Source organism: Sphingobium cupriresistens LL01, from assembly GCF_001046645.1.
Classification (GTDB): domain Bacteria; phylum Pseudomonadota; class Alphaproteobacteria; order Sphingomonadales; family Sphingomonadaceae; genus Sphingobium; species Sphingobium cupriresistens.
Genome location: NZ_KQ130434.1, coordinates 437,851 through 463,570, shown reverse-complemented (window position 1 = coordinate 463,570; position 25,720 = coordinate 437,851). Strand labels below are relative to the sequence as shown.

Here is a 25,720-nt window from a genome sequence, read left to right as displayed (position 1 = left end):
CGTCAAACATCCCCCTCACGCTGCATCCGGCGATAGCGCGGCAGCGCGGCAAGCTTGGTCTCGCGCCATGCCTCCAGATCCGCGCGGGCGCGGTCCTTGAGGCGGGTGGCGATTTCCTTCTCGCGGTTCGCTGCAAGAGTCATGCCTTCTTTGGCCTCGACCTTGCGCTTTGCATCATAAAGCGCGCCGTCAAGCTGTCGCCCGGCCTGTTCCAGCCGGGTCGCGAGTTCCTGCATCGCGGCGAAGGACGCGCCGGTGGCCATCCCCTGCGTCTCGAACAATTCGCTGCGCACCTTGGTCAGCCGTTCGATATTGCGGGCGAGGCCATCCGCCTCGTCGCGGGCGCGCGCGGTTTCCGCCACCGCCATGGCGTGCTGAACGTGGCGCACGCGCAACACGCGCTGGCGGCGACCGACTAGCCCCCTCATGCGCTAAAGCCCGCGACCAGCGCATCGGCGCTGGTGTCGAGATCGATGCGGCTCTTCTGGTCCTGGCGGATGAAGTCGAGGATTTCCTGGCGACGCTTGACCGCTTCGTCGATGACCGGGTCGTTGCCGGGGCGATAGGCGCCCATCAGGATGAGGTCGCGATTTTCCTCATAGGCGGCCCAGAGGCGGCGATAATTGGCGGCGGCCATGCGATGTTCGTCATCCACCACGTCGGCCATGACACGCGACAGCGACTTGCCGATATCGATGGCGGGAAAGATGGATTGTTCGGACAGGTGCCGCGACAGGACGAAATGCCCGTCGACAATGGCGCGGGCGGCGTCAACGATCGGATCGTCGGTGTCGTCACCATCGGCCAGCACGGTATAGAGCGCGGTGATCGAGCCGCCGGTGCGGGCGTCCACCCCCGCCCGCTCCACCAGACGCGGAATGAGCGCGAGGGCCGAGGGCGGATAGCCCTTCATCGCGGGCGGTTCGCCCAGCGCCAGGCCGATTTCGCGCTGAGCGTGGGCGCAGCGGGTCAGGCTGTCGATGAGGAGCAGCACTTTCTTGCCGCGGGCGCGATAATATTCGGCGATCGCGGTGGCGCGCGAGGCGGCGCGCAGGCGCAGTACCGGGGGATGATCGGCCGGCACGGCGACGACGATGCTCTTGTGCATCGTGTGCTTGAGCTTGGTTTCGAGGAAATCGCTGACTTCGCGGCCGCGTTCGCCGATCAGGCCGACGACGACGATATCGGCTTCGGCGCCGGCGATCATCTGGCCCATCAGCACGGATTTACCGACGCCAGAGCCAGCGATGATGGCGATACGCTGACCGCGTCCGGCGGTGAGCAGCGCGTTGACGGCGCGAACGCCCAGATCAAAGGCTTCGGTGACGCGGCCACGGTCGAGGACATTGCCCTTCACGCCGTTGAGCGGCCAGGTGCCGCCCGCGATGATCGGCCCCTTGCGGTCGAGCGGCTGGCCCATCGCGTCGATGACGCGACCGATCAGGCCATCGCCCACCTGCACCATATTGGCCTGGCTGTCGGGTTCGACGCGGATGCCGTTTTCCAGCGGCGCGTCGGCGTCGAGCGGGACCAGCAGCGTGCGGTCGCCGCGAAAGCCCACGACTTCGGCGCGGCAGACGGAGCCATCGCTGGCCATGACGCGCGCGCCCGACCCGATCGGACGGCGAAAGCCGGTGACTTCCAGCATCCCGGCATCATGGCTGACCAGACGGCCGATCCGGCGGGGCGCGCGGTTTTGCACCTGGAGATGGTCGAACAGGCTTTCGGCCTGGGCCAGCGCGGCGCGGATCATGCTTTCCCTTCCATATCGTCCATTAGCGCGCGCAGGCGGGCCAGACGGACGTCCGGGCCGTCCTCGACCCAGCCATCGGCGGTTTCGAGCCGCACGCAGCCGCGATGCATGGCCTTGTCGCCGACCAGCTTGACGCCGATCGTCTCGCCTTCCAGCAGCGTGATGTCGTCGGGATGGAGATGCAGGGCGCTCTTGCCCTCATTATCCTCAATGAAGGCGGCAACGGTGTCGCAGCGCTGCACCAGCCGTTCGATGTCGATCTCCACTTCGCCGACAATCTGTTCGACCAGGCGGACGACCGTGGCCGACAACATGGTGGACAACATGCCGCTGGGCGCGGGCGCGAGGGTTTCGAGCGCTTCGGTGAGGCGGGTGCGGGCTTCGCTTTCCTCCCCATGGGTCTGGGCGGTGACGCGGCAACCTTCATCGAAGCCCATGGTGAAGGCCTCCATCCGGGCCTCTTCCATCAGGTCGATTTCCGGTTCCGCCTCGATCACGCCGTTGCGCATCGTGCCGGCCTGCGGCGTCTGCGGCGAGGTGTAGAGGCTGCGGAAGCCGCCTTCGACCGGGCGGAAGCCCGCGACCGCGACGGGTGCGGCCTCCTGGATCGCCTGCGCACCCCAGAAATTAGACAAAGTCGTTCCCCTTGCCGCCCAGCATGATGGTGCCGGCGTCGGCCATGCGGCGCGCGGTGGCGATGATGAGTTTCTGCGAATCCATGACCTCGGCCAGGCGGATCGGCCCGCGTTCCTCGATCTCGTCGGCGATGGCCTGCGCGGCGCGCGCCGACATGCAACTGAAGATCTTGGCCTTGAGCAGGTCGTTCACGCCCTTCAAGGCGACGACCAGCGCGGCACTGTCGACGGTGCGCATCAGCGTGCCCAGATTCTTGTCGTCCATGTCGATGAGGTTGTCGAAGACGAACATCTCCTCCTCGATCGTCTGGGCGATCATCTTGTCGCGTTTGGCGACGGCCTTCATGATCCGCTGCTCATTATCCTTGCGGACATTGTTCATGATCGCGGCCGCTTCGATGGTGCCGCCGCGCTGGGAGGCTGCGCCCTGCTTCTTGACCGGACCGCGCAGCAGCAGCTGTTCTAGATCGTCCAGCGCCTCGTTCGACACGGGGCCGAGCGTGGCGATGCGATAGACGATCTCTTCCTGATATTCGGCCGGCAGCAGTTGCAGCACGTCGGCCGCGACCGGCGCTTCCAGATGGGCCAGCACGATCGCCATGATCTGCGGATGCTCCATCTCGATCAACGTGCCGATTTCCTTGGCGTCCATCCATTTGAGCATTTCCAGCTGGGTGGAGCGGGTCGGCGGGGTGATGCGGGCCAGGATGGTTTCCGCGCGCTCCTCGCCCAGCGCCTTGGTCATGGCGCCGCGGATATGGCGGGTGGCGCCATATCCGATGGTGGTGCGCTTCTTCGCCTTGGTGACGAAATGGTCGAGCGCTTCATTGACCTCTTCGGGATCGACGTCCGCCACATCATACATCGCGTAGCCGAGTTGGCGCACTTCGTCCGGCTCCAGGCGCGACAGGATCTGGGCGGCTTCATCCTCGTCAAAGAGCATGAGCAAGACGGCGGCGGCGGCGCTGCCTTTCAGCGCTTCGGGACGACCGGGAACGATCTCAGGCATTTTCCTTCTTCCCTTCCTTCAGAAGGTCACGGACGACGAGCGCGGCCCGATCGGGATCCTGCTTGACGAAATTGCGGATGAGGTCCGCGCGCTGGGCATAGTCGTAAGTGGAGGAGATCATGTCGAGCGTGACCTTGGGCTCCGCGCCGTCCGGCCCGGCGACGACGGCCTGCTTGGTGATTTCGCTGGAAATCTCGCGACCGATGCGCTGGCCTTCCTCCGGGGTCGGGGCCGCCAGAGCGTCGGGCGCTGCGGCGCGACGCTTCAGGAGCGGGCGACCGATGCCGAAGATGACCAGCAGCGCGACCAGCAGCGCCGACACGTTGCGCACCAACGGCGACATCCAGTCGGCTTCATACCAGGGCGCTTCGGGCGTGGTTTCCTTGAGGAAGCTGCGCGAGGACAGGGCGACCACGTCGCCACGCCCCTGGTCGAAACCGACCGCGCCCTTGACCAGCGCTTCAAGCGCGGCGATTTCCTGGGGCGTGCGCGCCTTGCCGTCCGGCGCGGTGTCGAGCGCCACGGCGACCGACAGGCGCTTGACCGTGCCGATCGCGTCGCGGGTGACCGACACTTCACGGCCCAGTTCGAAACTGCGGTTGAAGGTTTCTTCGGTCTTCATCAGCGGGTTGGGCGGCGTGCCGGGGGTCGCTTGCGCGCCCTGCGCCGTCTGGCCCTGCGTCACGGCCTGGCCATTGGGGTTCGTCTGGGTCACGGTCGGGTTGACCGGGGCCTGATTGCTGAGCGCGCCGGGGATGCCCGACGCTTCGCCAGTCCCCTGGCCGCGCGAATCGGACGCCCAGGTGCCGGTTTCGTTGCGCAACCGCGCCTCATCCTGCGGGTAGGTTTCGCGGGTCGCCTGACGCTCGGCGAAATTCAGTTCGGCATGAACCTCGGTCGAGAAATTGCCGGCGCCCAGGATCGGCGTCAGCAGCGCGATCACCGACTGGCGATAGCGATCCTCGATCTTGCCCTGAACGGCGAGTTGCCGATCGTCGGCGGCGTTGCCGTCATTATTGCTGAGCAGGCGACCATTTTGATCGACCAGCGAGATATCGTCCGGGTTGAGTTCCGGTATCGAGGAGGCGACGAGGTGGACGATGGCGTTGACCTGCGCATCGGTCAGCGTCCGGCCGTTGGCCAGGCGCAGCATGACCGAGGCGGAGGGCTTGGACCGTTCGCGCAGGAACACGCTGGGCGGTTCGACGGCGAGATGCACCTTGGCGGTTTCGACGCTGTCGATCGCCTCGATCGTGCGGGCGAGGTCCATTTCGCGGGCGGAGCGCAGCTTTTCGCCCTCGACGGCGCGCGATGCGCCCATCGGCAGGCTGTCGATCATGCTGTTGCCGTCAGGCGCGCTCTTGGGCAGACCCTGGGCGGCGAGCATCATCTTCGCCTTGAAATAATCGTCTTCGCCAACGGTCATGCCGCCGCTGTTGTCGAAGTCATATTTGATGCCGCTCTGGTCCAAGACCTGCGCGACGGCGGACTTGTCGCTGTCAGGCAGGGCGCGGAACAGGTCGCGCTGCGGCGGTTCGCGCAGCGCCAGCCAGGCGGCGCCCGCCACCGCGACGGTGCCGAGCAGGCCGAGCAGCGGGAGGCTTTTCGCCACCGCCGGTTGTTTGATGAAGCCGGTGAAGCGCGCCTTGAGCGCGTCCATGCCCTTGGCGTTGCCGCCAAAGGCGGGAGCGGGAGCGAGAGCGGGCGTCGATGCGCCGACATTGGTGCTGAGTGCGTTTTCCATGGTTTAGACCGGCATGCTCATAATGTCCTTATAGGCGGACAGGAGTTTGTTGCGGACCTGGAGGGTCGCTTCGAAGCTGACCGACGCCTGCTGTTTGGCCAGCATGACGGCGGCGATATCGGTGGTTTCGCCACGTTCGAACGAGGCGGCGGCTTCGCCGGCCTGGGTCTGGAGGCCGTTGACCTGTTGCAGGGCGCTGTTGAGCGCCTCTGTAAAGCCGCCCGGCGCCGTGCCCTGGGCGCCGCCGACGCCAGGCGCGCCGACCGTTCCGGTCGAGGCGACATCGCGCAGGGCCGCGTTCTTTTGCAGGATGGCGTTGCGGATCGCCATGACGCTGTCAGTGGGTGAAACGCCGGTGATGGCCATGATTCAGCCCTCCTTCAAGCCGCTGCCAGCTCGCGCATCTCGGCGAGCCGATAGCGCAGCGTGCGTTCGGAAATGCCCAGCTTGCGGGCGGCGGCGGCGCGGTGACCATCGGTTTCGCGGAGGGCGGTGCGGATGGCTTCCAGCTTGCTATGATGGGCGACGTCGCGCAGCCGGGTCGGTTCGACCGCGACGGACGCCGGCGCCGCGATCGGCGCGACCACGCGCAAAGGCTGCGGCGCGCCGGTCAGGTGCAGGTCATCCGCCTCGATCATCGCGCCGTCGCGCAGCACAAGCGCGCGCTGCAGCACATTGCCCAGTTCGCGGGCGTTGCCGCGCCAGAGATGGGCGGTCAGTTTGTCCATCGCAGCGGCGCTAGGCCATACGAACGACGCCTTGGCCATGTCCTGATGACGCAGCAGCATCGCGGCGGCGATCGCGGCGACATCGCCGGGGCGTTCGGCCAGCGGACGCAGTTCCAGCGGCATGACGTTGAGACGCCAGTAAAGATCTTCGCGGAAGCGGCCCGCGGCGACTTCCTGCGCGAGGTTGCGGTTGCAGGCCGCGATGATGCGGACATTGACCGGAATGGGGTGGGTCGCGCCGACGGGCAGCACTTCGCCTTCCTGAAGCGCGCGCAGCAGCTTGGACTGGAGCGACAGCGGCAGTTCGGCGATTTCGTCGAGGAAGAGCGTACCGCCGTCCGCCGCGAGGAACAGACCTTCCGACGCATTGGATGCGCCGGTGAAGCTGCCCTTCTTATGACCGAACAGCATCGCTTCCATCATGGTTTCGGGCAGCGCTGCGCAGTTGACGGCGATGAAGTCATGGCCGGTGCGGCCCGACTGGGCGTGCAGGAAGCGCGCCATGCCTTCCTTGCCGGTGCCGGTGTCGCCCTGGATCAGAACAGTGGCGTCGCTGCGGGCGACACGGCCAGCCAGCGTCATCAGCCGGGCGCTGCCGCTGTCGCCGACCGCGGGGATGGCGGCGGGGCGGGCCAGTTCTGCGATCAGGGCGAAGGCGAAGCCCATATCCGCAATGCCAAAGGCGACCCGCGCCGGCAGGCCGTTGGCGGCGGACGCCAGCGAAGGCGCGCCGTCACGCACGTTGATCAGGATATCGCGATAGGTGGCGTGACCGATTTCGGTCGCCAGCAGGATACGCCGGTCGTCCCTGTCACGGGGGTCGGCCGCATCGACGATGCGCACTTCATAGAAGGCATTTTCAAGCCAGTGCTGCAGCCCCGGAAGAAGCGCGCAGACGCCACGGCTCACGTCTAGTGTCGACATGAACAAAACCCCATCATTTGGCTGGCTTGTACCCCCGTACGCCCCAACCCCCTTCGATGGTTAACAAATAGCCCGTCTGTGGTTATCAGATAGTTAATGCCGTCTGCCGGCTTGCCGCAATGCGGCAGTTTTTTTCCGGCAAAAACGGCAATATCTCCGACTTCAGTCTAAGGCGCGCGCATTGCGCCCGCGTAAGGGCATTTTCGGGCCGCCCGAATCACGCCTTTTTCAAAAAAAACGACGTCGGCGCTAAAAGCCCGTGGCGCCCCGCCGTTATCCCCTTTCGAGGCCGCAAGCGCTCTAACGGATGGCAGCGACCTGATAGCGAAACGAAAGGGAACACCATGACTGTTATCGGAACCAACACTGCAGCGCTGCGCTCGGCCAATGCTTCGTCGATGGCCAGCAAGTCGCTGAGCACCGCAATGGAACGCCTGTCGACCGGCAAGCGCATCAACAGCGCCAAGGACGACGCCGCCGGCCTGGCCATCGCTTCCACCATGACCTCGCAGATCAAGGGCATGACCCAGGGCATCCGCAACGCCAATGACGGCATCAGCCTGGCGCAGACCGCGGAAGGCGCGCTGAACGAAGTCAGCAACATGCTGCAGCGTATGCGCGAACTGACCGTGCAGCGGAACAACGACACCAACAGCACCGAAGCGGTCGCCAACATCGACGCGGAAAAGGACCAGCTGGCTGTTCAGATCAACGACATCCTGACCAAGACCGAGTTCAACGGCAAGGCGCTCTTCCCGACCACCGATGACGTCGTGACGATCCAGGCCGGCGCCAACGACAGCGACACCGTGGAAATCACGTTGAGCGACATCGACGTGTCCGGCGTGGCCAGCGCCACCGAAGCGCTCGACACTGCCAATCTCGCCGCCTTCGACACCGCGTTGCAGACGGTCGCCACCGCCCGCGCCACGCTCGGCGCCGTGCAGAACCGCCTGGAATCGTCGGTCAACAACCTGACCAACAACATCACCAACCTGACGGACGCTCGCAGCCGCATCGAAGACGCCGACTTCTCGGCCGAAACGACGGCGCTCGCCAAGCAGCAGATCCTGAGCCAGGCGTCCACCGCGATGCTGGCCCAGGCCAACCAGAGCCAGCAGGGCGTGCTCAAGCTGATCGGCTAAAACATAACAAGATTGGTCGGCTGAGGTCTTGGTCACCGCCAGCCGCCCAAGTGGCCCCCGGCACATCAACAGTCCCCACCGTGCCGGGGGCGACACCTTCGATCGAACGACCAGCCTGTTTGAAGCCTCCGTCCCCCCGGACGGAGGCTTCTTCGCATGACCGCGGATACAGACTTGGCTTCGCCGGTTGTCCGCCCCATGATAAAAGCCATGAACGAGATTAATCGGCGCGCGATGATCGCCGCCTCCAGCGCCGCCCTCCTGCTGCCCGACATGCTTTTTGCCCAAACCGGCGGCGACGCCTTTTCCTGGGACAGGTTGGTTGGCCAGGCGCAGCGCCTCGCCCGCGCGCCGTTCAGGGAAACGCCGCCCCATCCCGGCGCAGCGGAGGTCGATTACGACGCCCTGCATCAGGCGCGGTTTCGCGACGCGCGCACTTTATGGGGCGACCTGCCCGGCGACACAGGGATCCGTTTCTTTCCGCTGTCGGTGAACGCCGCCCAGCCCGTGTCGATCGCGATCGTCGAGAAAGGGCGCGCGAGCCAGCTGCGCTATGATCCCACCATGTTCGAAACGCCCGCGGGCAATGCCGTTGCCGCGCTGGGGCCGGATGCGGGCTTTGCCGGTTTTCGCATCATGAATGCGGCGCGCGACGGGGACTGGCTGTCCTTCCTGGGCGCGAGCTATTTTCGCGCGCCCAGCCCGCAAAAGCAGTTCGGCCTGTCGGCGCGCGCGATCGCGATCAACACCAGCCTGCCCGGCCAGGAGGAATTTCCCCGCTTCACCCATTTCTGGCTGGAGCGGACCGGCGCCAGCAGCGTCACCATCTATGCGCTGCTCGACGGCGCGTCGATCGCCGGCGCCTTCCGCTTCGTCAGCAGCCTGGGGCCGCAGGGTGTCCAGCAGGATATCAGCGCCGCCCTTTTCCCGCGCCGCGCCATTCCCGAACTGGGGCTGATGCCGATGACCAGCATGTTCTGGTACGACCAAGCCAATCGCGTTCAAGGGACCGACTGGCGGCCGGAAATCCATGACAGCGACATGCTGTCGATCGCCAGCGCCGACGGCATCGCCCATGCCCGGCCGATCGTGAACCCGTCCGCGCCGCATTTCAGCGCGTTCAAGGAAGTCAGTCCGAAGGGCTTCGGGCTGCTCCAGCGCGACCGCGACTTCGACCATTATCAGGATGACGGCGTCTTCTACGATCGCCGCCCGTCGCTCTGGTCAACGCCGACCAGGCCGCTCGGCGCGGGCGCGGTGCGCCTCTACGCCTTTCCCACCGACAGCGAATATACCGACAATGTCGCCGCCTATTGGACGCCAGACGTCGCCCCGCGCGCGGGTGCGCGGATCGACCTGGCCTATCGGCTCGACTGGTCGGCGGCGCGCTCGCCCGCTTCGACCGGCATAGCCATCGTCGAAAATGTCTGGCGCGGACGCGGTGACGGCGATGCCGAACGACTGGTGATCGATTTCGCCGGCGTGGCGGCTGGCGGCAAGCCCGATATTTGGGCGGATGTGGCCAGCGGCACGCTCGTCAAGAAGGCCGGCTATCCGGTGTTGGGCCGCGACGGCCTGTTCCGCGCGGTGCTCGACATACAGCGCGCGCAGGGCAAGTCGGCCGATATCCGGATGCAGTTGCGGGCGGGCGATCGCGCGCTGAGCGAATATGTGCATTATCCGCTCGGTGTCTGAAGGGAACCGTCTATGCATCGGGCGGTTGTGACATATTGGGTCAATCGCGATGGGTCTGATGGATGATGGGGAATGGAGGCGCGCAGGCGCCGACCACCGATGCCGGGGGCAAGCCGCTGGCGCGGGCCTTTGAGCAGGTGCCGCCGGAAAGCGCGCTGGCGATGCCGGAACAGGATTTCGGCGTCAGGCCCGACCTGATCGCGCGCCGTCCGCTCAACATCGACATCTGGGCGCGGCGTTTGCTGGTGGTGCTGCTCGCCCTGCTCCCCGCCGCCATGGCCGCGCATGAGATGCGCCGGTCGATCGGACTGGACGGGATTTCCGCGTGGGAGGGCGTCTATCTCGCGCTCTTCATTCCGCTTTTCGCCTGGATCGCCTTTGGTTTCGCCACCGCGATGATCGGTTTCCTGCTGCTGACGGTCGGCAAGGGCCGCAGCGTGACCCCCCGCCCGCTCAACGCCGCCACCCCGCTCAAAGGCAAGACCGCCATCCTGCTGCCGGTGTGCAACGAGGATTTTCTGGGCGTGCTGGGCCGGCTGTCGATCATGGAGCGGTCGCTGGCCCAGGTGATGGGCGGCGAACGGTTCGAATTTTTCATCCTGTCGGATTCCAATCCCGAAAGTGGCGAAGTCGAACGCCGCGCCTATCAGGAGATGCGCGCCTCCTTTTCCCGCCCGGTCCATTATCGGAGGCGGGCGCTCAATATCGGGCGCAAGCCGGGCAATATCGCCGAATGGGTGCAGCGTTTCGGCGGCGGTTACGATTATATGGTCGTGCTGGACGCCGACAGCGTGGTCAGCGGGCAGACGATGGCCCGGCTGGCTGCCGACATGGAGCGGCATCCCCATGTCGGTCTGATCCAGACCGTCCCCACCGTGATGGGCGCCGCCACTTTGTTCGCGCGCTGGCAGCAATTCGCCAGCCGCCTGTTCGGCCCGACCTCGGCCGCCGGCATGATCTGGTGGGCGGGATCGGAAGGCATGTTCTGGGGCCATAATGCGATCGTGCGGGTCAGCGCCTTCGCAGAAAGCTGCGGCCTGCCCGAATTGCCGGGCCGCGCGCCGTTCGGCGGGCATATATTGAGCCACGACATGCTGGAGGCCGCGCTGCTGCGCCGCCGCGGCTGGGACGTGCATATGGTCACGGCCGACGACAGTTTCGAGGAATTTCCGCCGTCGATGCCGGACCTGTTCACCCGCGACCGCCGCTGGTGCCAGGGCAATATCCAGCATGTGCCGTTGCTGGTGAAGATCAAGGGCCTGCATCCGGTCAGCCGGTTCCAGTTGCTGGTCGGCGCATCGGCCTATTGCACGTCGCCGCTCTGGCTGGCGCTGATGCTGGTGGTGCTGGGCGGCGCGTTGGCCGGGGTGTGGCCGCCCGCCGCGATCCTGCCGTCGGGCGGATTGCTGGCGCTCACCGCGGTGCTGCTGTTCGGCCCCAAGATTTTGGCGATTCTGTGGGCGATGGCCGATCCGGCCCGGCGCATCGGCTTTGGCGGCGCGGCGCGGATGACGCGCGGCGTGCTGGTCGACATCATCCTGTCGATCCTGATGGCGCCGGTGGCGATGCTGACCCAGACGATCAACCTGTTCAGCATCTTGATGGGCCGCAAGGCGAGCTGGAACGGGCAGACCCGCGATCGCGACGGCATGGCGATGACCAGCGCGATCTGGCTGTTCAAATGGCATTTGCTGCTGGGCGCCGGGCTGACCGCGATGGCGGTGAAAGCCGGGAGCCTGGGCTGGATGTCGCCGGTGGTCGCCGGCCTGTTCGCCGCGCCGGTGCTGGCGGCGTTGACCGCGCGCAAGGATTTGGGGCGCAAGGCGGAGGAACATGGCCTGTTCCAGGTCGCCGATCCGTGGTGGCGCACGCAAAGCTATCGCCCTCTGCGCTTTCGCTGGCCGACGACGGATGGCCGGCGGGTCGGGCCGCTGGCGGCGAATGATGAGTGATGGATAGGTAATCAGCCGTTGTTGGGATCGCAGGACTGGGTTCCCGCCTTCGCGGGAACACCACCAGCCTGACTGTCAGTCGTCCCAGTCGCGCAGTTTCTCGCGTAGCTTGTCGAGCGCCGCTTTCTTGATCTGGCACACCCGCGCTGCGCCGATATCCATGGTCTGGCCGATTTCCTCCAGATTGAGTTCCTCGACGAAATAGAGTTGCAGCACCAAAGCTTCGCGTTGGGGCAGTTCGCCGATGCAGGCGGCCAGCGCCTTTTTCAGTGATTCCCGCTCCATGACGTCGTCGGCGCGATCCTCGACATCCGCGAACCACATCGACTGGTCGGAATAGACCTCGTCCATGCTGGTATGTTGAACCATTTCGACGCTGTCGGCGATCTCGCGATAGGCGGCCGGCTCCAGCCCCATGTCGGCGGACATTTCGGCCTCGGTCGGCAAGCGGCCGAGCTTCTGCTCCAGCCGGTTGCGCACCCCGGCAAGTTCTTTCCGCCTGGCCATCGCCGACCGGCAAATCGTTGCCTGCCGCCGCAGATGGTCGATCATTGCGCCGCGCACGCGCAACTGGGCATAGGCGGCGAAGCCCAGGCCGCGATCCTCGAAACTATTGGCGGACTCGACCAGTGCGACCATGCCGATCTGGAGCAAGTCCTCAATCTCTATCGCCGTCGATACGCGGCCATGGACGTGCCAGGCGATCTTGCGCACCAGCGGCATATATTGGCGGGCCAGCCGTTCGGGACTGTTGTCGCCGGGCTTGGCATAGGTATGGGCGCCGGCCGCAATCTTGTTCATATACATGGCTCAGCCTCCTTTCAGGCGACCCGCTCGCGCGCTTGTTCGCGCTGGGGCGCGGGGTCGTGGCGAGGCGTGGGGCGTTGTTCGTTGCCGACGACGGCCACGACTTCGACGCCCTTGCCATCAGGAATTTCGAGGAAGGACAGGATCGGCGTTTCGGGCAGATGCGGCTTGAACAGGCGGGCGAGCGCGCGGCGCGCGACCGGCGAGGTGACGATGGCGAAGTTGCGCGCCTGCCCCAGCAGCGGGCGGGCGGCGTGGATCACCGCCTCTACGATGCGGTTGGCGAGCGCCGGTTCGATCGGATGCTTGGCGTCGCCCGCGACGCGCATGGCCTGGGCCAGCAATCCTTCCAGATCGCCGTCCAGAGTGATGACCGGCAGCGGCATCTTCACCGGGACCAGACCCTGAATGATGAGCGCGCCGATGCGCTGGCGCACCGCCTCGACAAGCTGTTCGTGGCTCATGTCGGGGCGCGCGGCGTCGACCATGGCTTCGCAGATACGGCGGAAGTCCTTGAGCGCGATGCCTTCGGACAGGAGCGCGCGGCATAGCGCGCTGATCTGCGTCAGGCTGAGCGTGCCCGGCGTCAGGCCATCGACCAGTTGCGGCGCGGCGTCCTTGAGCGTGTCGAGCAGCTTGCGCGCTTCGTCCAGGCCGAACATTTCGGCCGCGTTCATGGCGATCAACTGGTTGAGGTGCGTGGCGACGACCGTCGGCGGATCGACCACGGTATAGCCCGCGACCACGGCTTCGCTGCGCTTGGCCTGCGAAATCCAGACGGCGTCGAGGCCGAAGGTCGGGTCTTTGGCCGGGCGACCGGCGACGGCGCCTTCCAGCGCGCCGCTGTCGAGCGCGAGCAGATCGTCGGGCCAGATCTCGTCTTCGCCGACGACCACGCCTGCGATGGTGATGCGATATTGGTTCGGCTCCAGCGCCAGATTGTCCTTCACGCGTACCATCGGCACGACGAAGCCCAGTTCCTTGGATAGCTGGCGGCGGATGCCGGTGATGCGGGCCATCAGCGGCGCGCCCTTGCGCTCGTCGACCAGGGCGATGAGGCCATAGCCTATCTCCAGCCCCAGGATCGCCCCGTCCGACACATCGTCCCATTCGATGACGGCGGGATTAGGCGCGGGAGCGACCGGGGCAGGCTCGGCCGCCTTCTTCTGGACAGCCTTGCGCAATTGCCAGGCGATACCGCCGGCGATCGCCGCAGCGGACAGGATGATGAGGTGCGGCATACCAGGCAGGATGCCCAGAAAGCCCAGGATCGCGGCGACCGGCACCCAGGCGCGGCCCGACCCGAACTGGCCGGCGATCTGACCGCCCAGATCCTGCTCGCTCTTGACGCGGGTGACGATGGAGGCCGCGGCGATCGAGAGCAGCAGCGCGGGAATCTGCGCCACCAGCGCGTCGCCGATCGCCAGGACGATATAGGTCTGCGCGGCTTCGCCAATGGCCAGGCCATGACTGACCACGCCCAGGATGATGCCGCCGACGATGTTGATGACCAGGATCAGGATGCCCGCGACCGCGTCGCCCTTCACGAACTTGCTGGCGCCGTCCATCGAGCCGTAGAAGTCCGCCTCGGTCGCGACCTCGACGCGGCGCTGCTTGGCTTCTTCCGGGGTCATGAGGCCCGCGTTGAGATCCGCGTCGATCGCCATCTGCTTGCCGGGCAAGGCGTCCAGGGTGAAACGCGCGCTGACTTCGGAGACGCGGCCCGCGCCCTTGGTGATGACGACCAGGTTGATGATCATCAGGATGGCGAAGACAAAGATGCCCACAACATAGTCGCCGCCGATCAGGAAGTGGCCGAACGCCTCGATCACCTGGCCTGCCGCGTCGGAGCCTTCATGGCCCGACACCAGCACGACGCGGGTGGAAGCGACGTTGAGCGCCAAACGCAGCAGCGTCGCGAACAGCAGCACCGTGGGGAAGCTGGAGAAATCGAGCGGCTTGCCCGCGTTCAGCGCCACCATCAGCACCGCCAAGGAAATCATGATGTTGGTGATGAAGCCGATGTCCAGCATGACCGCCGGCACCGGGACCATCATGAACACAACGACCATCAACGTCGCGAACGGCAACACGGCGCCCTTGACGGCGCTCATCCAGATCTTCGCTTTGACTTGGGCGGGAGACATAAGGGGCCGTTACCTTCCGAGGGTGGCGAGCATGAGATAGGCGAGGCGCGCGGTCTGCGGCTGCGGGCGGATGCCGACATCCACCTGCTCGCTCAGCCGCTGGGTTTCGATCCGCACATAGTCGGCGGGCTGGACCGTCTTCGCGCCCGAAGGTAACGCGGCGGCCGCATATTGGATGTCGGCGCCGAGACCATCGGAGCTTTTCAGAAGCTTCGAGGCGAAGCGATCGCGGATTTCGGCGAAGCTGCGGGCATTGCCGCTACGGTCGAAGAAGATCGAGCGGTTGGCGCGCGCCGCCGACGGAAACAGCGATGCCGCGCTCGCATCCGGCGCGCGGTCATGGACCGACAGGAATTTGGATGCGCCGCCTACGCCCAGGAAATGGGCGAGATAGAGATCGACCGGCTGCGCTTCGCGGCCCAGCTTCGATTCCAGATAGGCCTTGTTGTCGGCGGCATGTTCCGCCGCCATCACCGACGCGGTTTCGGGATGTTTGCGCAGGTCGAGTATTTGCTGGCGCAGTTCCGGGTCGGCCACATAGTAACGGCCACCGCTCTGCTGGATCGCATCGGACGCCCAGCCCAGCCCATATTCGCCGCCATGCTTGTCGACGACGGCGAGCCAGCTCTGGTCGATGAACTGATAGAGGCCGGTGGCGGACGATGTCGCCGCACGGGCCGTGGGGTTCAGGCTGGATTCGATCTTGGCCTGACCGAGCAAATAGGAGAAGTCGACACCAGTACGGCGGCTCGCCATCGCAATCGCGTTAGTGACGCGATTGCCTGTCGAAGTCCCGGTTGCTGATATGTCTGCGAAAGCCGACACGACTAAAATCCTCACTTGCTAGCGAGGACATTAGAGCAAGGCTTGTGCCAAGATTTGGTTAACGCGGGCGAAGGAAATCGCGCCCACAACGAAAAACGGCGCCGTAGGGCGCCGCTTTAGTCGAAACCGAAAACTATTTGAGCGGCCGCCCGTTTACCGGCCGTAGGTCAGCGGCGCGGTCTGCGCGCCATGGGCGGCAAGGATGGCGAGTCGCTGTTGCGCATGATCGGCGAGCAGCTTGACGCGGATACGGGCGCTATCGAGCAACGGCACCATGACGGCCAGCCGTTCGATCACAGCCGGTTCGGAACGCCAGGCGCCGATCGCTCGGACGGAGGCAGCCGCGCGGCTGACGCGATTGCTGGCCAATTCGATGGCGGCGGCGTCGACGCCATCGAGCACGTCGCGAAGATCTTCGAAAGCGTCGAAGAGATCATCCAGCGCGGCAAGACCCAATGGCATGATCTATGTCCCTTATCAGGCCGCTGACAGGTCTAGGGCGACCATGCGCTCGGCGATGGCGTTGGCGTCCACCGGGTAGTTGCCCGATGCGATCGCGGCTTTGATCGCGGCGATGCGATCCATATCAACCGGCGCACCCTGCGCGGCCATGCGCGCGGCGGGACTGGCCGACGCGGCGCTGGCGGAGGACGTGGCCGAACCGGTGGCGGCGGACGCGCGCGTCTTGGCCCCTTCCCGCAGACGGGTCGCCTCTATGGCGGCGCTGATATTCTGGCCCACAGACTTGATCATTTGGGTAAATCCTTCACTCGTCCCTATGGCGTATAACGGACAAGTTCAAAAATCATTAAATCCCGGAATGCGCACAACGCCCATTTGTACGACCTGGGCGAAAATCGGCGCGCTTTTCTTGTCTTCGCGCACGCGGATCGTCTCGCCCATGGCGCCATCCTCATCCGCGACCATCATGCGCGACACGCTGAAGACGGCGTTGCCGGCCATCAACTGCACAGGATCACCCTTGCGCACGACCGCCTCTTTCGCCGCGACCGGCGCGGCGCGGGTGAAACGGTTGGCGGCGCCATAGGCCGGAGCCGAACGGGGCACCGGCCCCGATGCCGCGGCGGATGCGCCCGCGATCAACGGCACGCGGATGCGCCAGCCCAGCGCCGCGCATTGCACCATCGCCGCGCCGAACACCGGCCCGTCGACGCTGGGCGTGGTCGGACAGGCAGCCAGGCGAAGGCGGCGATCAACCGGTGCGGCGGGGCCGCCCGGTTCGCCCAGATTGGCGCCGACGGTCATCGCCACCAGGCTGTCGATGCGATCGAGATTCTCGAATTTCTGGTTGCCCTGCACCTGGGCCAGCGCGGGCGACACGCTGGTCAGCGCGGCGGCTGCGAGAAGGAGGGACGACAATCGAAACACGGCATGTCTCCTGACGGACGGACGGTCTTTGCCAGGATTTCAGCAATATCCGTGCCAATCATCCCTAACGGCCCGGCGCGATGTGGATCACCTGCCCCCGCGGCTGCCCTGGCCCTGGCCGGCCGTCGCCCTGATCGAGGCCGCGGATCAGCAGGCGATCCTGTGCGATGCCGTTCATGCGCAGCGCGCGCGCAACCGCACCCAGCCGCGCCGCCGCCAGATCCCAGTCGTCGAAGCGCTGCCGGCCCCGGTCCGACCCGTCGCTGCGGATTTCCAGCCCGCCCGGCTCCCGCGCAAAACGCTGCGCCACGATGGCGAGGCGCGCGCGACCGGCGTCGCTCAACAAGGCGTCGCCCGGCACGAACAGGTCGGTGGCGCGCAATTCCACGCCCTGCCGCATCGCCCGTCCGCCAAATTGCTGGCTGACCTGCGACAACATGGCGTCGCGGCGCGATCCGCTGGCTTGTAGCAGCACGAAGAAGGCGAGGAGGAGCAGGAGAAGATCGGCAAAACTGACCGCCCAGCGATTGCGCCGGGCAACGGTAACGGATGCCGTCGAAAGCGGCGCGCTCATGCGACTTCGCGGATCGCGGCGCGGCGCAGCGGCGCATTTTCGCGGCGCGCGATCGCCAGCATCCGGTCCGCCACTTCCCGCTGCCAGGCCAGTTCGCGTTCGGACAGGTCGGACAGGCGCGCGGCGATCGGCGCGGCGATGATGTTGGCGATGACGACGCCGTAGAAGGTGGTGAGGAGCGCCAGCGCCATGGCGGGGCCAAGCGCGGCGGGATCGTCCATGGCGGCGAACATGCCAATGAGGCCGATGATCGTGCCGGCCATGCCCAGCGCCGGCGCGGCGTCGGCGATCGACAGCCAGGCCTTGTGGACCGCGCCATGACGCTGCCCCCGGTCCGCCAGCGTCTGCGCTACCCACAGTTCGAACATGTCGGCGCGCTCGCTATTGGCCAGCTTGCGCGCAGCTTCGGTCAGGAAGATATTGTCGGTCTTCACCCGGTCGGTGCAGGACAGGCCGCGCAGTTGCGCCACCTGGTCGATCTTCAGCATCGCCGCCCGCGCAGCGTCGCGATCGCGTGCCGGATCGGCGGTCATGAGCGGATGCAGCGCCGCCACGGCACGCGCCATTTCCCCGCCGCCGTTCTGGAACAGCGCCACCAAGGCGATCCCGCCCAACATTGCCGCCAGGGTCCATGGATCGAACAAATGGCCGATAATCGCGATCATGAGCGCCTGTTCCTTGTCGTCTCGTCCGACAGCGGCAACGCCCTGCCGCCGCCCGGCAAAATTTTGCCGCCCTTGCCGCCTCTCCTGCAAAAAGCCCGGTTTTCCGCGATTGCCCGCGCTGCCGATGCGTCACCCACGCAAATTGGCACGGCTCTTGCTCATCTCAGGCTGGATCACCCGCAGGAGACGCCATCAGGTGTCAGAACGGCGGGGGACGGCAAATATTTAGAGCGAATTTGACGATGGCAGTGGAAGACAATCTCTTCGGGATACATGGGAAGGCGCTGGCGCTGCGTTCGCAACGCCTGTCCCTGCTCGCGTCCAACATCGCCAATGCCTCCACGCCTGGCTACAAAGCGCGCGACATCGATTTCGAGGCCGCGCTAAAGGAAGCGACGACGCGGGCCGGCAGCAGCGCGACCGATGTTTTGCAGGCCGCAGACGATGCCATGGGTTATCGCGTGCCGCTACAGCCCAGCCTGGATGGCAACACCGTCGAGCTGAGCACCGAACAGACGCTGTTTGCCGAAAATGCGGTCAAATATCGCACGACCCTGTCCTTTCTGGAGGGTCGCATCAACACCATCAACCGCGCCCTGAAGGGAGAATGAGCATGAGCAATTCGCCGCCCATGAACGTCTTCGACATTGCCGGCCGCGCCATGAGCGCGCAGCTGGTGCGCCTGAATGCGACCGCGTCCAACATGGCGAACGCCGGCAACGTCACCGGCAGCGCCGCGGAAGCCTATCGCGCTATCAAGCCGGTGTTCGAATCCGTGACTGACACGCCCGGCGTATCGACCGTCAAGGTCAAGAATGTCATCACTACCAGCGCCGAGCCGACCAAGCGCCACGATCCCAACCATCCGCTGGCGGACGCCAATGGCGATGTCTGGGAAGCGGCGGTGGATGGCAATGCCGAGCTGGTCGACATGATCGAGACCGCCCGCATGTACCAGAATAATGTTCAGGTGCTCAACACCGCCAAATCCCTGATGCTTGAGACCATAAGGATCGGCAAATGACGACGACCTCCACCGTCACCGACAGCGCGGGGCTTTCGGTCTATAATGCCAATGCCACGGTCGGCACGGGCAACGCGAATATGGACCAGTCGAGCTTCCTGACGCTGCTGACCGCGCAGATGCAGTATCAGGACCCGTTCGAGCCGGTCGATAACGCCCAGATGGTGTCGCAGATGGCGACCATCACCAATTCGTCCGGCATCGCGGAAATGAACGCGACGCTCAAGAGCCTGGCGAGCGAGATAACCGGCACGCGGCTGGGCGATGCGGCGAGCTGGATCGGCAAGTCGATGCTGGTGCAGAGCAATATCGCCGCGCCCGATGCGTCCGGCACCTATGCAGGCCAGATCACCCTGCCCGCCGCCACCGAAGGCGCGACCATCGACCTGGTCGACAGCAGCGGCAATGTGGTCAAGACCATCGACATGGGATCGCAGGCCGCCGGCGACGTCACCTTCTATTGGGACGGCAAGGATGACACGGGCGAAACCGTCTCAACCGCCGCCCTGCAGGTCAAGGTTAACGGCGCAACGCCCTCCAAGGTCGCGACTTGGGCCACCATCGCCGCCGTCCAGTCACCCGCCGACGGTTCATCCTCCAAACTCATCACCGCGCTCGGCAGCTACAGTCCGTCCGACGCGATCAGCCTGATGTAAACCCGCCTTATCCAACCATCCTTTTCACCCAAGGAGTAACGCCATGTCCTTCTATATCTCCCTGTCGGGCCTGAAAGCATCGCAGACCGACCTGTCGACCATCTCGAACAACGTCGCCAACGTCAGCAGCACCGCGTTCAAGAAGAGCAAGGCGCAGTTCGGCGACATCTTCGCCGCCGCGCCGATGCAGACCACGAGCCAGGTCGCCGGCCAGGGCGTGCGTGTGCAGGGCGTCGCCCAGCAATTCACGCAGGGCACGCTGGAAACCACCGACAAGACGCTCGACCTCGCCATCACCGGCGAAGGCTATTTCACGGTCAGGGGCGAAGATGGCACCATCAGCTACACCCGCAACGGCGCCTTCGCCGTTGACGACGACCGCTTCGCCGTCGATACGACCGGCGCGCGCATCCAGGTGTTCGCCGTTGATCCCGCCACCGGCGACACCACCGTCGATCCGATCGGCGCGACCCCGGCCGACCTGACCGATCTGCAGATCCCCAACACCTATGACGGCACGGCCGATGGTGCGCAGCTGACCAGCGTAGGCGTTGGCAAGGATGGCCTGGTTTCGGCGGTCTATGCCGACGGCAGCACCGTCTATCTGGGTCAGGTCGCCATGGCGTCCTTCAACAGCCAGGAAGGCCTGCGGCAGGAGGGCGACGCCCACTGGACGTCGACCGTGGCGAGCGGCGCGCCGATCCTGGGCACCGGCAATCAGGGCATGTTCGGCGCGGTGAACAGCGGCATGTTGGAACGCTCCAACGTCGATATCACCGACGAACTGGTGAACCTGATCGCGGCGCAGCGCAATTTCCAGGCGAACAGCAAGGCGATCGAGGCCGCCAACACGCTGACCACGACCATCGTCAACCTGCGCACCTAATTCAGCTTGGCGCCCTGATACTCCGTTCGCCCTGAGCGGAGTAGAAGGGCCGAGCGAATTTCGACGGAAGAACAAGGATAGCCCATGGACCGGCTCGTCAATACGGCTCTTACCGCGATGCGCGGCGCGATGGCGCGGCAGACGGCGGTCGCGAACAACCTCGCGAACGTCAATACCGTCGGCTTTCGCGCCGAGATCGCCAATGCCGAGACGCGCTGGATCAAGGGCGACAGCTTCGACACCCGTGCGCAGGCTTCGGAACAGGTGATTGCGGCCGACATGGCGCAGGGCGCGGTCACCGAAACGGGCAATCCGCTGGACGTGGCGATGAACGGCGATGCTCTGCTCGCCGTTCAGGCCACCGACGGCAGCGAAGCCTATACGCGCCGCGGCGACCTGAAAGTCACTGACAGCGGCCTGCTGACCACTGGCGACGGCTTGCCGGTGCTGGGCGAAGGCGGCCCCATCACCCTGCCGCAGATGGACAGTGTTTCCATCGCCAAGGACGGCAGCATCTGGGGCGTGCCACAGGGTGGCGATCCGGCCAATCCGCAGCAGGTCGACAAGCTGAAGCTGGTCAATGCGGCCGGCTCCAGCATCGCCAAGGGCACCGACGACCTGTTCCGCGAAGTCAATGGCGGCGCCCTGCCGTCCGATCCGCTGGCGACCGTCACGTCGGGTTCGGTCGAAGGATCAAACGTCAATGCGACCCAGGCGCTGGTCCAGATGATCGAAGCGAGCCGCGCCTGGGAAACCCAGGTGAAGATGATCGACACCGCCAGGCAGCTGGACGACGGCGGCGCATCGCTCATGAAATTAGATGGTTAATTTTGGCACGCATCTTGCTGTGACTGACGCATGAGCACCCTATGGGGATGCGCCACGGAGAAATGAACGATGAGCAACGCCGCCCTTCATGTCGCTCGCACTGGCCTTGACGCGCAGAACACGAAGATGCGCGTGATCGCCAACAACCTGGCGAACGTCAACACCACCGGTTTCAAGAAGGACCGCGCCGATTTCGAGACGCTGGCCTATCAGCAGATCGTCCAGGCCGGTTCCAATTCGGACAGCGAGAATAAATTCGCCACCGGCCTCAATCTCGGCTCCGGCGTCGCGTTGCAGGGCACGAGCAAGATCAATACCCAGGGTACGCTGAACCAGACCAACAATGTGCTGGATATCGCGATCGAAGGATCGGGCTATTTCCAGGTGCAGCAGCCCGACGGCTCGACCGCCTATACCCGCGCCGGCAATTTCAGCGTTACCGCCGAAGGCACGGTCGTCACCAGCGACGGCCTGCCGCTGATTCCGCAGATCACCGTGCCGCAGGGCGCGACATCGGTCTCGATCGGCAATGACGGCACCGTGTCGGCCACGCTGCAGGGCGAAAGCGCGCCGAGCAACCTGGGCCAGATCGAAATCGCCACCTTCATGAACCCGGCGGGGCTGACCTCCATCGGCGGCAACCTGCTGACCGAAAGCGCTGCGAGCGGCGTGCCGCAGGTCGGCGTCGCGGGCCTCGAAGGCCGCGGCCTGATGCGGTCGGGCTATCTGGAAACATCGAACGTCAACATCGTGGAAGAGCTGGTCGACATGATCGAGACGCAGCGCGCCTATGAGGTCAATAGCAAGATGATCAAGGCGACCGACGAGATGCTCCAGTACGTCAACCAGAATATCTAAGGCCGGATGATGCGCCTCTCCTACGCCACCATCGCCGCGGTTTCGCTGATCGCACTGGCCGCGTCGCCCGCCGACGCCGCCAAGCAGAAGAAACGCGACATCGAGCGCGATTTCTACGCGCCGACCGTGATCGCCCAGCCCGTCGCTCCGCCGGCGAACGGGTCGATCTTCCAGGCGTCGACCGGCTATACCCCGCTGACCAGCGGCGCGCGCGCGACCAGCGTGGGCGACATCATCACCATCGTTCTGGTCGAGCGGACCCAGGCGAGCAAGACGACAAGCGCGGACACCGCCCGCAACGGATCGATCGGCATCACGCCGCCGAGCACCGGCATATTGTCCAAGCTGTTTTCCGCCAGCGACGTGTCCGCCGGCGGCCAGAACAGCTTCACTGGCAAGGGCGCCGCGAGCCAGTCGAACGCGCTGAGCGGCGAGATCACCGTGACGATCGCGGCGACCTACCCCAATGGCACCATGCTGGTGAAGGGCGAAAAGGCGCTGACGCTCAACCGCGGCGACGAATTCATCCAGATCAGCGGCCTGATCCGCCAGGCCGACATCGCGCCCGACAACCGCATCGCATCGACCCGCGTCGCCGACGCCAAGATCATTTACAAGGGCAAGGGCGAGATCGCCAATGCCAGCCGCCAGGGCTGGCTCCAGCGTTTCTTCTCCGCGATCAGCCCCTTCTGATGGAAGCCGCAAACGCCATGATCCGTCTGTTCCGCCTGATCCTGCCGATCTTCGCGCTGATGGCCTGTCCGGCCCAGGCCGAGCGGGTGAAGGATCTCGGCACCTTCCAGGGGGTCCGTCCCAACCAGCTGACCGGTTATGGCATCGTCGTGGGCCTGGCCGGCACCGGGGACGACAGCATCGAATATGCGACGCAGGGCATGAAGGGCGTCGTCTCGCGCTTTGGCCTTACCCTGCCGCAAGGCGTCAATCCGGCGCTCAAAAATGCCGCCGCTGTTCTGGTCACCGCCGACCTGCCCGCCTTCGCCAAGCCCGGACAGCGGCTGGACGTCACCGTATCGGCGCTGGGCAAGGCCAAGTCGCTGCGCGGCGGCACGCTGATCCTGACGCCATTGCGCGGCGCGGATAACGAGATTTACGGCATGGCGCAGGGCAACCTGGCCGTCGGCGGCCTGGGCGTATCGGGCGCCGATGGCAGCCAAGTGTCGGTCAACATCCCGTCGGCTGGCCGTATTCCCGGCGGCGCGACGGTGGAACGCGCGGTCGCGACCGGATTCGACACCGCCCCGACGCTGACCTTCAACCTGGCCGAAGCGGACCTGACCACGGCGTTGCGCGTCGCGGACGGCGTCAACCGCGCCTTTGGCGACCGCCGCGCCCGCGCGATGGACGCCGTGTCGATCGCGATCGACGCCGCGCCCGGCGCCGAAGATCGCATCATGATGATGGGCATGATCGAGAATATCGAGATTTCGCCCGCCGATGCGCCGGCCAAGGTGATCGTCAACGCGCGCACCGGCACCGTCGTCATCAATGGCGCGGTCAAGATTCATCCGGCCGCCGTCGCGCACGGCAAATTGACCGTCAGCGTCAACGAAAGCCCGCGCGTCGTCCAGCCTGCGCCCTTCAGTCAGGGGCAGACCGCGCTGGAGCAATCGACCAGCATCAGCATCGACGAACAGAAAAAACCTATGGTTAATTTTAAAGGCGGGGCGTCGCTGGCCGATATAGTCAAGGCGGTCAATGCGATCGGGGCTTCCCCGGCGGATATGGTCGCGATCCTCGAAGCCTTGAAACAGGCGGGCGCGATGAAAGCCGAACTGGTGGTGCTGTGATGCAGGTAGCGACGACAACCTCCCCCGCCGCCGCGAGCGCCGGAACATCGAACAAGGCGTCGCTGCAAAAGGTGGCGCAGCAGTTCGAGGCCGTTTTCCTGCGCCAGATGATCGGCGCGATGCGATCGGCCAGCCTGGCCGAAGGGATCGACGATTCAGCCGCGACCCAGCAATTTCGCGACATGGCCGATTCCCGCACCGCCGACGCGATGGCCAGCAAGGGCGCGATGGGCATCGCCGAATTGCTGCTGAAACAATTTGGCGACCGGGTGAGCGACACGCCCTCGCCGACCGCCCCTGATGGTCCCGCGCCGGCGACGAGCGCATGAGCGATCTTTTCATCATCGGCGCTTCGGGCACCAAGGCCTATCGATCGGCCATGGCCGCGATCGGCGAAAATATCGCCAACGCCAGTACGGACGGCTATGCGCGCCGATCGGTGCGGACCATCGAATCCGGGTCGTCCACCGCAACGATGACGACCTATATCTCGCGCGCCAATTTCGGCGGGGTGCAGGTTGCGGGCATCAATCGCGCGGCCGACCCCTATCTCGACGCCACGGTCCGCAACACCGGCATGGCGCTGGGCAGTTCGACCGCCCGCCTGCGCTGGCTGACCGATGCGGAAACGGCGCTGAACGACACCGGCACCGGTATCGGCCAACTGATGACGGGCATGTTCCAGAATATGGAAAAACTGGCGGCCAGTCCTGGCAACGCCTCGTTGCGCGTCACTACGCTCGACAGCATCAACAGGGTGTCGGAAGCGTTCAGCCAGACGTCCGCCGATCTGCAACAAGTGTCGAGCGGCATCGCCACGGAAGCGCAATCGTCCGTCGATACGATCAACCGCTCGCTCGCGTCGCTGGCGGACATCAACAACAGCCTGCTGCGCGCCCAGCCCGGCACCTCCGCTTATGCCCAATTGCTCGACAGCCGCGATTCGGCGTTGCAGACGCTGTCGGACAATCTGAACGTCACCATCAGCTTTGGCGCGCATGACAGCGCGCAGATCAGTTTCGGCGGGCAGACGCTGGTCACCGGCGACAGCGCGACCAACCTGTCCATGGCGACCCATGACGACGGCACGCTTTCTCTCAACCTGGCCGCTGGCGCGGCGCTGACCGCGCCCGCCAACGGCACGCTGGGCGGCCTGTTTTCCGCCGCCGACACGGTGGCGGATCGCCGCGCCGATCTGGACACGCTGGCCGAACAGTTCGTCACCGACCTTAACGCCTGGCACGCGCAGGGTGTGACCGACGGCGGCGCAGCGGGCGGCGCATTGCTATCCTATGGCGGCAGCGCCGCGACCGTCGCCACGCTCATCACCGATCCTGCCCAGCTGGCGACCCGCTCTTCGGACGGGACGCTCAACGGCAATCTGCTGACCGTCAATTCCGTTCTGCGCGGCAATGGCAGCGTGGAGCAGAATTGGACGACGCTGATCGCGTCCCACGCCACCCTGGTGGCGTCGACCCAGGCGGAATATGACACGGCGAGCAGCCGCAACGACCAGGCGGTCGCCGCGCGCGAAGCGGTGAGCGGCGTCGACCTGGACATGGAAGCCGCCGATCTGCTGCGCATCCAGCAAGCCTATTCGGCCTCCGCCAAAATCCTGCAGATCGCCAAAGAGACGATCGATTCTATCATGAACATCATCTGACCCGG

29 protein-coding genes are annotated in these 25,720 nt (G+C 65.5%); 14 read left to right on the top strand and 15 right to left on the bottom strand.

Annotated features, from left to right (window positions below):
• Positions 1–2: 2 nt before the first annotated feature.
• The 7 genes from V473_RS02225 to V473_RS02195 are packed head-to-tail and all read right to left on the bottom strand — an operon-like array spanning position 3 to position 6,793.
• Positions 3–428 (bottom strand): hypothetical protein, encoded by a 426-nt coding sequence (locus tag V473_RS02225; protein ID WP_066600034.1) that lies wholly within the window; start codon positions 426–428, stop codon positions 3–5.
• A complete protein-coding gene (locus V473_RS02220) occupies positions 425–1,753 on the bottom strand; it encodes a FliI/YscN family ATPase (protein ID WP_066600031.1) in 1,329 nt (442 codons plus the stop codon). The genes V473_RS02225 and V473_RS02220 overlap by 4 nt, the downstream gene beginning before the upstream one ends.
• Positions 1,750–2,388 (bottom strand): FliH/SctL family protein, encoded by a 639-nt coding sequence (locus tag V473_RS02215; RefSeq protein WP_408021484.1) that lies wholly within the window; start codon positions 2,386–2,388, stop codon positions 1,750–1,752. The genes V473_RS02220 and V473_RS02215 overlap by 4 nt, the downstream gene beginning before the upstream one ends.
• Positions 2,381–3,397 (bottom strand): flagellar motor switch protein FliG, encoded by a 1,017-nt coding sequence (gene fliG / locus V473_RS02210; RefSeq protein WP_066600030.1) that lies wholly within the window; start codon positions 3,395–3,397, stop codon positions 2,381–2,383. The genes V473_RS02215 and fliG overlap by 8 nt, the downstream gene beginning before the upstream one ends.
• Positions 3,390–5,141 (bottom strand): flagellar basal-body MS-ring/collar protein FliF, encoded by a 1,752-nt coding sequence (gene fliF / locus V473_RS02205; RefSeq protein WP_066600027.1) that lies wholly within the window; start codon positions 5,139–5,141, stop codon positions 3,390–3,392. Before fliF ends, fliG begins: the two co-directional genes overlap by 8 nt.
• 3 nt (positions 5,142–5,144) lie before the next feature.
• Positions 5,145–5,501 (bottom strand): flagellar hook-basal body complex protein FliE, encoded by a 357-nt coding sequence (gene fliE / locus V473_RS02200; protein ID WP_066604889.1) that lies wholly within the window; start codon positions 5,499–5,501, stop codon positions 5,145–5,147.
• A 20-nt stretch (positions 5,502–5,521) separates the two neighbouring features.
• Positions 5,522–6,793 carry a sigma-54 interaction domain-containing protein gene (locus V473_RS02195; RefSeq protein WP_066600024.1) on the bottom strand — a complete coding sequence of 424 codons (1,272 nt, stop codon included), beginning with the start codon at positions 6,791–6,793 and terminating at the stop codon, positions 5,522–5,524.
• A gap of 344 nt (positions 6,794–7,137) precedes the next feature.
• Here V473_RS02195 and V473_RS02190 point away from each other — a divergent pair, with 344 nt between their 5' ends.
• The 3 genes from V473_RS02190 (at position 7,138) to mdoH (ending at position 11,585) form a co-directional block, all read left to right on the top strand.
• Complete coding sequence (locus V473_RS02190) at positions 7,138–7,938, top strand: flagellin N-terminal helical domain-containing protein (RefSeq protein WP_066600021.1); 801 nt, start codon at positions 7,138–7,140, stop codon at positions 7,936–7,938.
• A gap of 210 nt (positions 7,939–8,148) precedes the next feature.
• Entirely contained in the window at positions 8,149–9,633 is a 1,485-nt protein-coding gene (locus V473_RS02185) for an OpgD/OpgG family glucan biosynthesis protein (RefSeq protein ID WP_066600019.1), read from the top strand.
• Between the two features lie 62 nt (positions 9,634–9,695).
• Positions 9,696–11,585, top strand: coding sequence for a glucans biosynthesis glucosyltransferase MdoH (mdoH, locus tag V473_RS02180; RefSeq protein WP_082678952.1), 1,890 nt, complete (start codon positions 9,696–9,698; stop codon positions 11,583–11,585).
• A gap of 75 nt (positions 11,586–11,660) precedes the next feature.
• On the opposite strand, the gene V473_RS02175 is transcribed toward mdoH, so the two are convergent.
• The 8 genes from V473_RS02175 to V473_RS02140 form a co-directional block, all read right to left on the bottom strand.
• On the bottom strand, positions 11,661–12,392 hold the full coding sequence (locus tag V473_RS02175) for a sigma-70 family RNA polymerase sigma factor (protein WP_066600016.1): 732 nt from the start codon (positions 12,390–12,392) through the stop codon (positions 11,661–11,663).
• 14 nt (positions 12,393–12,406) lie between these two features.
• Complete coding sequence (flhA, locus tag V473_RS02170) at positions 12,407–14,539, bottom strand: flagellar biosynthesis protein FlhA (RefSeq protein ID WP_066600013.1); 2,133 nt, start codon at positions 14,537–14,539, stop codon at positions 12,407–12,409.
• 9 nt (positions 14,540–14,548) lie between these two features.
• Entirely contained in the window at positions 14,549–15,364 is an 816-nt protein-coding gene (locus V473_RS02165) for a lysozyme family protein (protein ID WP_066600011.1), read from the bottom strand.
• A 153-nt stretch (positions 15,365–15,517) separates the two neighbouring features.
• Positions 15,518–15,826: a hypothetical protein gene (locus V473_RS02160; protein WP_066600009.1), complete on the bottom strand. Its 309-nt coding sequence runs from the start codon at positions 15,824–15,826 to the stop codon at positions 15,518–15,520.
• A 15-nt stretch (positions 15,827–15,841) separates the two neighbouring features.
• Positions 15,842–16,117, bottom strand: a complete 276-nt coding sequence (gene flgM / locus V473_RS02155) for a flagellar biosynthesis anti-sigma factor FlgM (protein ID WP_066600005.1) — start codon at positions 16,115–16,117, stop codon at positions 15,842–15,844.
• Positions 16,118–16,162: 45 nt separating this feature from the next.
• On the bottom strand, positions 16,163–16,753 hold the full coding sequence (locus V473_RS02150) for a flagella basal body P-ring formation protein FlgA (RefSeq protein WP_066600002.1): 591 nt from the start codon (positions 16,751–16,753) through the stop codon (positions 16,163–16,165).
• Positions 16,754–16,817: 64 nt separating this feature from the next.
• Positions 16,818–17,327: a flagellar motor protein MotB gene (locus V473_RS02145; RefSeq protein ID WP_066600000.1), complete on the bottom strand. Its 510-nt coding sequence runs from the start codon at positions 17,325–17,327 to the stop codon at positions 16,818–16,820.
• On the bottom strand, positions 17,324–17,992 hold the full coding sequence (locus tag V473_RS02140) for a MotA/TolQ/ExbB proton channel family protein (protein ID WP_066599998.1): 669 nt from the start codon (positions 17,990–17,992) through the stop codon (positions 17,324–17,326). The genes V473_RS02145 and V473_RS02140 overlap by 4 nt, the downstream gene beginning before the upstream one ends.
• On the opposite strand from V473_RS02140, the gene V473_RS23400 reads away from it, so the two are divergent.
• The 11 genes from V473_RS23400 to flgK all read left to right on the top strand — a co-directional run bounded on the left by V473_RS23400 (position 17,972) and on the right by flgK (position 25,715).
• On the top strand, positions 17,972–18,232 hold the full coding sequence (locus tag V473_RS23400) for a hypothetical protein (protein WP_148648306.1): 261 nt from the start codon (positions 17,972–17,974) through the stop codon (positions 18,230–18,232). The two genes, V473_RS02140 and V473_RS23400, sit on opposite strands and share 21 nt — an antisense overlap.
• 2 nt (positions 18,233–18,234) lie before the next feature.
• Entirely contained in the window at positions 18,235–18,603 is a 369-nt protein-coding gene (flgB, locus tag V473_RS02135) for a flagellar basal body rod protein FlgB (RefSeq protein WP_066599997.1), read from the top strand.
• Between the two features lie 2 nt (positions 18,604–18,605).
• Positions 18,606–19,016: a flagellar basal body rod protein FlgC gene (flgC, locus tag V473_RS02130; RefSeq protein ID WP_066599996.1), complete on the top strand. Its 411-nt coding sequence runs from the start codon at positions 18,606–18,608 to the stop codon at positions 19,014–19,016.
• Positions 19,013–19,672 carry a flagellar hook assembly protein FlgD gene (locus V473_RS02125; RefSeq protein WP_066599995.1) on the top strand — a complete coding sequence of 220 codons (660 nt, stop codon included), beginning with the start codon at positions 19,013–19,015 and terminating at the stop codon, positions 19,670–19,672. Before flgC ends, V473_RS02125 begins: the two co-directional genes overlap by 4 nt.
• Before the next feature lie 43 nt (positions 19,673–19,715).
• Positions 19,716–20,558, top strand: coding sequence for a flagellar hook-basal body complex protein (locus V473_RS02120; protein ID WP_066599989.1), 843 nt, complete (start codon positions 19,716–19,718; stop codon positions 20,556–20,558).
• An 84-nt stretch (positions 20,559–20,642) separates the two neighbouring features.
• Complete coding sequence (gene flgF, locus V473_RS02115; RefSeq protein ID WP_066599987.1) at positions 20,643–21,386, top strand: flagellar basal-body rod protein FlgF; 744 nt, start codon at positions 20,643–20,645, stop codon at positions 21,384–21,386.
• 69 nt (positions 21,387–21,455) lie between these two features.
• Complete coding sequence (gene flgG, locus V473_RS02110) at positions 21,456–22,244, top strand: flagellar basal-body rod protein FlgG (protein ID WP_066599984.1); 789 nt, start codon at positions 21,456–21,458, stop codon at positions 22,242–22,244.
• Positions 22,245–22,253: 9 nt separating this feature from the next.
• Complete coding sequence (locus V473_RS02105) at positions 22,254–22,937, top strand: flagellar basal body L-ring protein FlgH (RefSeq protein ID WP_066604881.1); 684 nt, start codon at positions 22,254–22,256, stop codon at positions 22,935–22,937.
• Positions 22,937–24,052 (top strand): flagellar basal body P-ring protein FlgI, encoded by a 1,116-nt coding sequence (locus V473_RS02100; RefSeq protein WP_066599979.1) that lies wholly within the window; start codon positions 22,937–22,939, stop codon positions 24,050–24,052. The genes V473_RS02105 and V473_RS02100 overlap by 1 nt, the downstream gene beginning before the upstream one ends.
• Positions 24,052–24,381 carry a rod-binding protein gene (locus V473_RS02095; RefSeq protein WP_066599977.1) on the top strand — a complete coding sequence of 110 codons (330 nt, stop codon included), beginning with the start codon at positions 24,052–24,054 and terminating at the stop codon, positions 24,379–24,381. Before V473_RS02100 ends, V473_RS02095 begins: the two co-directional genes overlap by 1 nt.
• Complete coding sequence (gene flgK, locus V473_RS02090; protein WP_066599976.1) at positions 24,378–25,715, top strand: flagellar hook-associated protein FlgK; 1,338 nt, start codon at positions 24,378–24,380, stop codon at positions 25,713–25,715. Before V473_RS02095 ends, flgK begins: the two co-directional genes overlap by 4 nt.
• Positions 25,716–25,720 lie beyond the last annotated feature (5 nt).

Bases quoted from the DNA above. Each gene is read 5' to 3' on its own strand.
- V473_RS02095 (WP_066599977.1), top strand. From the start codon at position 24,052: ATGCAGGTAGCGACGACAACCTCCCCCGCCGCCGCGAGCGCCGGAACA.
- V473_RS23400 (WP_148648306.1), top strand. From the start codon at position 17,972: ATGGCCGATAATCGCGATCATGAGCGCCTGTTCCTTGTCGTCTCGTCC.
- V473_RS02220 (WP_066600031.1), bottom strand. From the start codon at position 1,753: ATGATCCGCGCCGCGCTGGCCCAGGCCGAAAGCCTGTTCGACCATCTC.
- V473_RS02190 (WP_066600021.1), top strand. From the start codon at position 7,138: ATGACTGTTATCGGAACCAACACTGCAGCGCTGCGCTCGGCCAATGCT.
- flhA (WP_066600013.1), bottom strand. From the start codon at position 14,539: ATGTCTCCCGCCCAAGTCAAAGCGAAGATCTGGATGAGCGCCGTCAAG.
- V473_RS02145 (WP_066600000.1), bottom strand. From the start codon at position 17,327: ATGAGCGCGCCGCTTTCGACGGCATCCGTTACCGTTGCCCGGCGCAAT.
- V473_RS02120 (WP_066599989.1), top strand. From the start codon at position 19,716: ATGTCCTTCTATATCTCCCTGTCGGGCCTGAAAGCATCGCAGACCGAC.
- V473_RS02160 (WP_066600009.1), bottom strand. From the start codon at position 15,826: ATGCCATTGGGTCTTGCCGCGCTGGATGATCTCTTCGACGCTTTCGAA.
- flgG (WP_066599984.1), top strand. From the start codon at position 21,456: ATGAGCAACGCCGCCCTTCATGTCGCTCGCACTGGCCTTGACGCGCAG.
- flgF (WP_066599987.1), top strand. From the start codon at position 20,643: ATGGACCGGCTCGTCAATACGGCTCTTACCGCGATGCGCGGCGCGATG.
- V473_RS02140 (WP_066599998.1), bottom strand. From the start codon at position 17,992: ATGATCGCGATTATCGGCCATTTGTTCGATCCATGGACCCTGGCGGCA.
- V473_RS02105 (WP_066604881.1), top strand. From the start codon at position 22,254: ATGCGCCTCTCCTACGCCACCATCGCCGCGGTTTCGCTGATCGCACTG.
- V473_RS02185 (WP_066600019.1), top strand. From the start codon at position 8,149: ATGAACGAGATTAATCGGCGCGCGATGATCGCCGCCTCCAGCGCCGCC.
- flgM (WP_066600005.1), bottom strand. From the start codon at position 16,117: ATGATCAAGTCTGTGGGCCAGAATATCAGCGCCGCCATAGAGGCGACC.
- flgK (WP_066599976.1), top strand. From the start codon at position 24,378: ATGAGCGATCTTTTCATCATCGGCGCTTCGGGCACCAAGGCCTATCGA.
- fliF (WP_066600027.1), bottom strand. From the start codon at position 5,141: ATGGAAAACGCACTCAGCACCAATGTCGGCGCATCGACGCCCGCTCTC.
- V473_RS02195 (WP_066600024.1), bottom strand. From the start codon at position 6,793: ATGTCGACACTAGACGTGAGCCGTGGCGTCTGCGCGCTTCTTCCGGGG.
- flgB (WP_066599997.1), top strand. From the start codon at position 18,235: ATGGCAGTGGAAGACAATCTCTTCGGGATACATGGGAAGGCGCTGGCG.
- V473_RS02175 (WP_066600016.1), bottom strand. From the start codon at position 12,392: ATGTATATGAACAAGATTGCGGCCGGCGCCCATACCTATGCCAAGCCC.
- V473_RS02225 (WP_066600034.1), bottom strand. From the start codon at position 428: ATGAGGGGGCTAGTCGGTCGCCGCCAGCGCGTGTTGCGCGTGCGCCAC.
- flgC (WP_066599996.1), top strand. From the start codon at position 18,606: ATGAGCAATTCGCCGCCCATGAACGTCTTCGACATTGCCGGCCGCGCC.
- V473_RS02100 (WP_066599979.1), top strand. From the start codon at position 22,937: ATGGAAGCCGCAAACGCCATGATCCGTCTGTTCCGCCTGATCCTGCCG.
- fliG (WP_066600030.1), bottom strand. From the start codon at position 3,397: ATGCCTGAGATCGTTCCCGGTCGTCCCGAAGCGCTGAAAGGCAGCGCC.
- V473_RS02125 (WP_066599995.1), top strand. From the start codon at position 19,013: ATGACGACGACCTCCACCGTCACCGACAGCGCGGGGCTTTCGGTCTAT.
- mdoH (WP_082678952.1), top strand. From the start codon at position 9,696: ATGATGGGGAATGGAGGCGCGCAGGCGCCGACCACCGATGCCGGGGGC.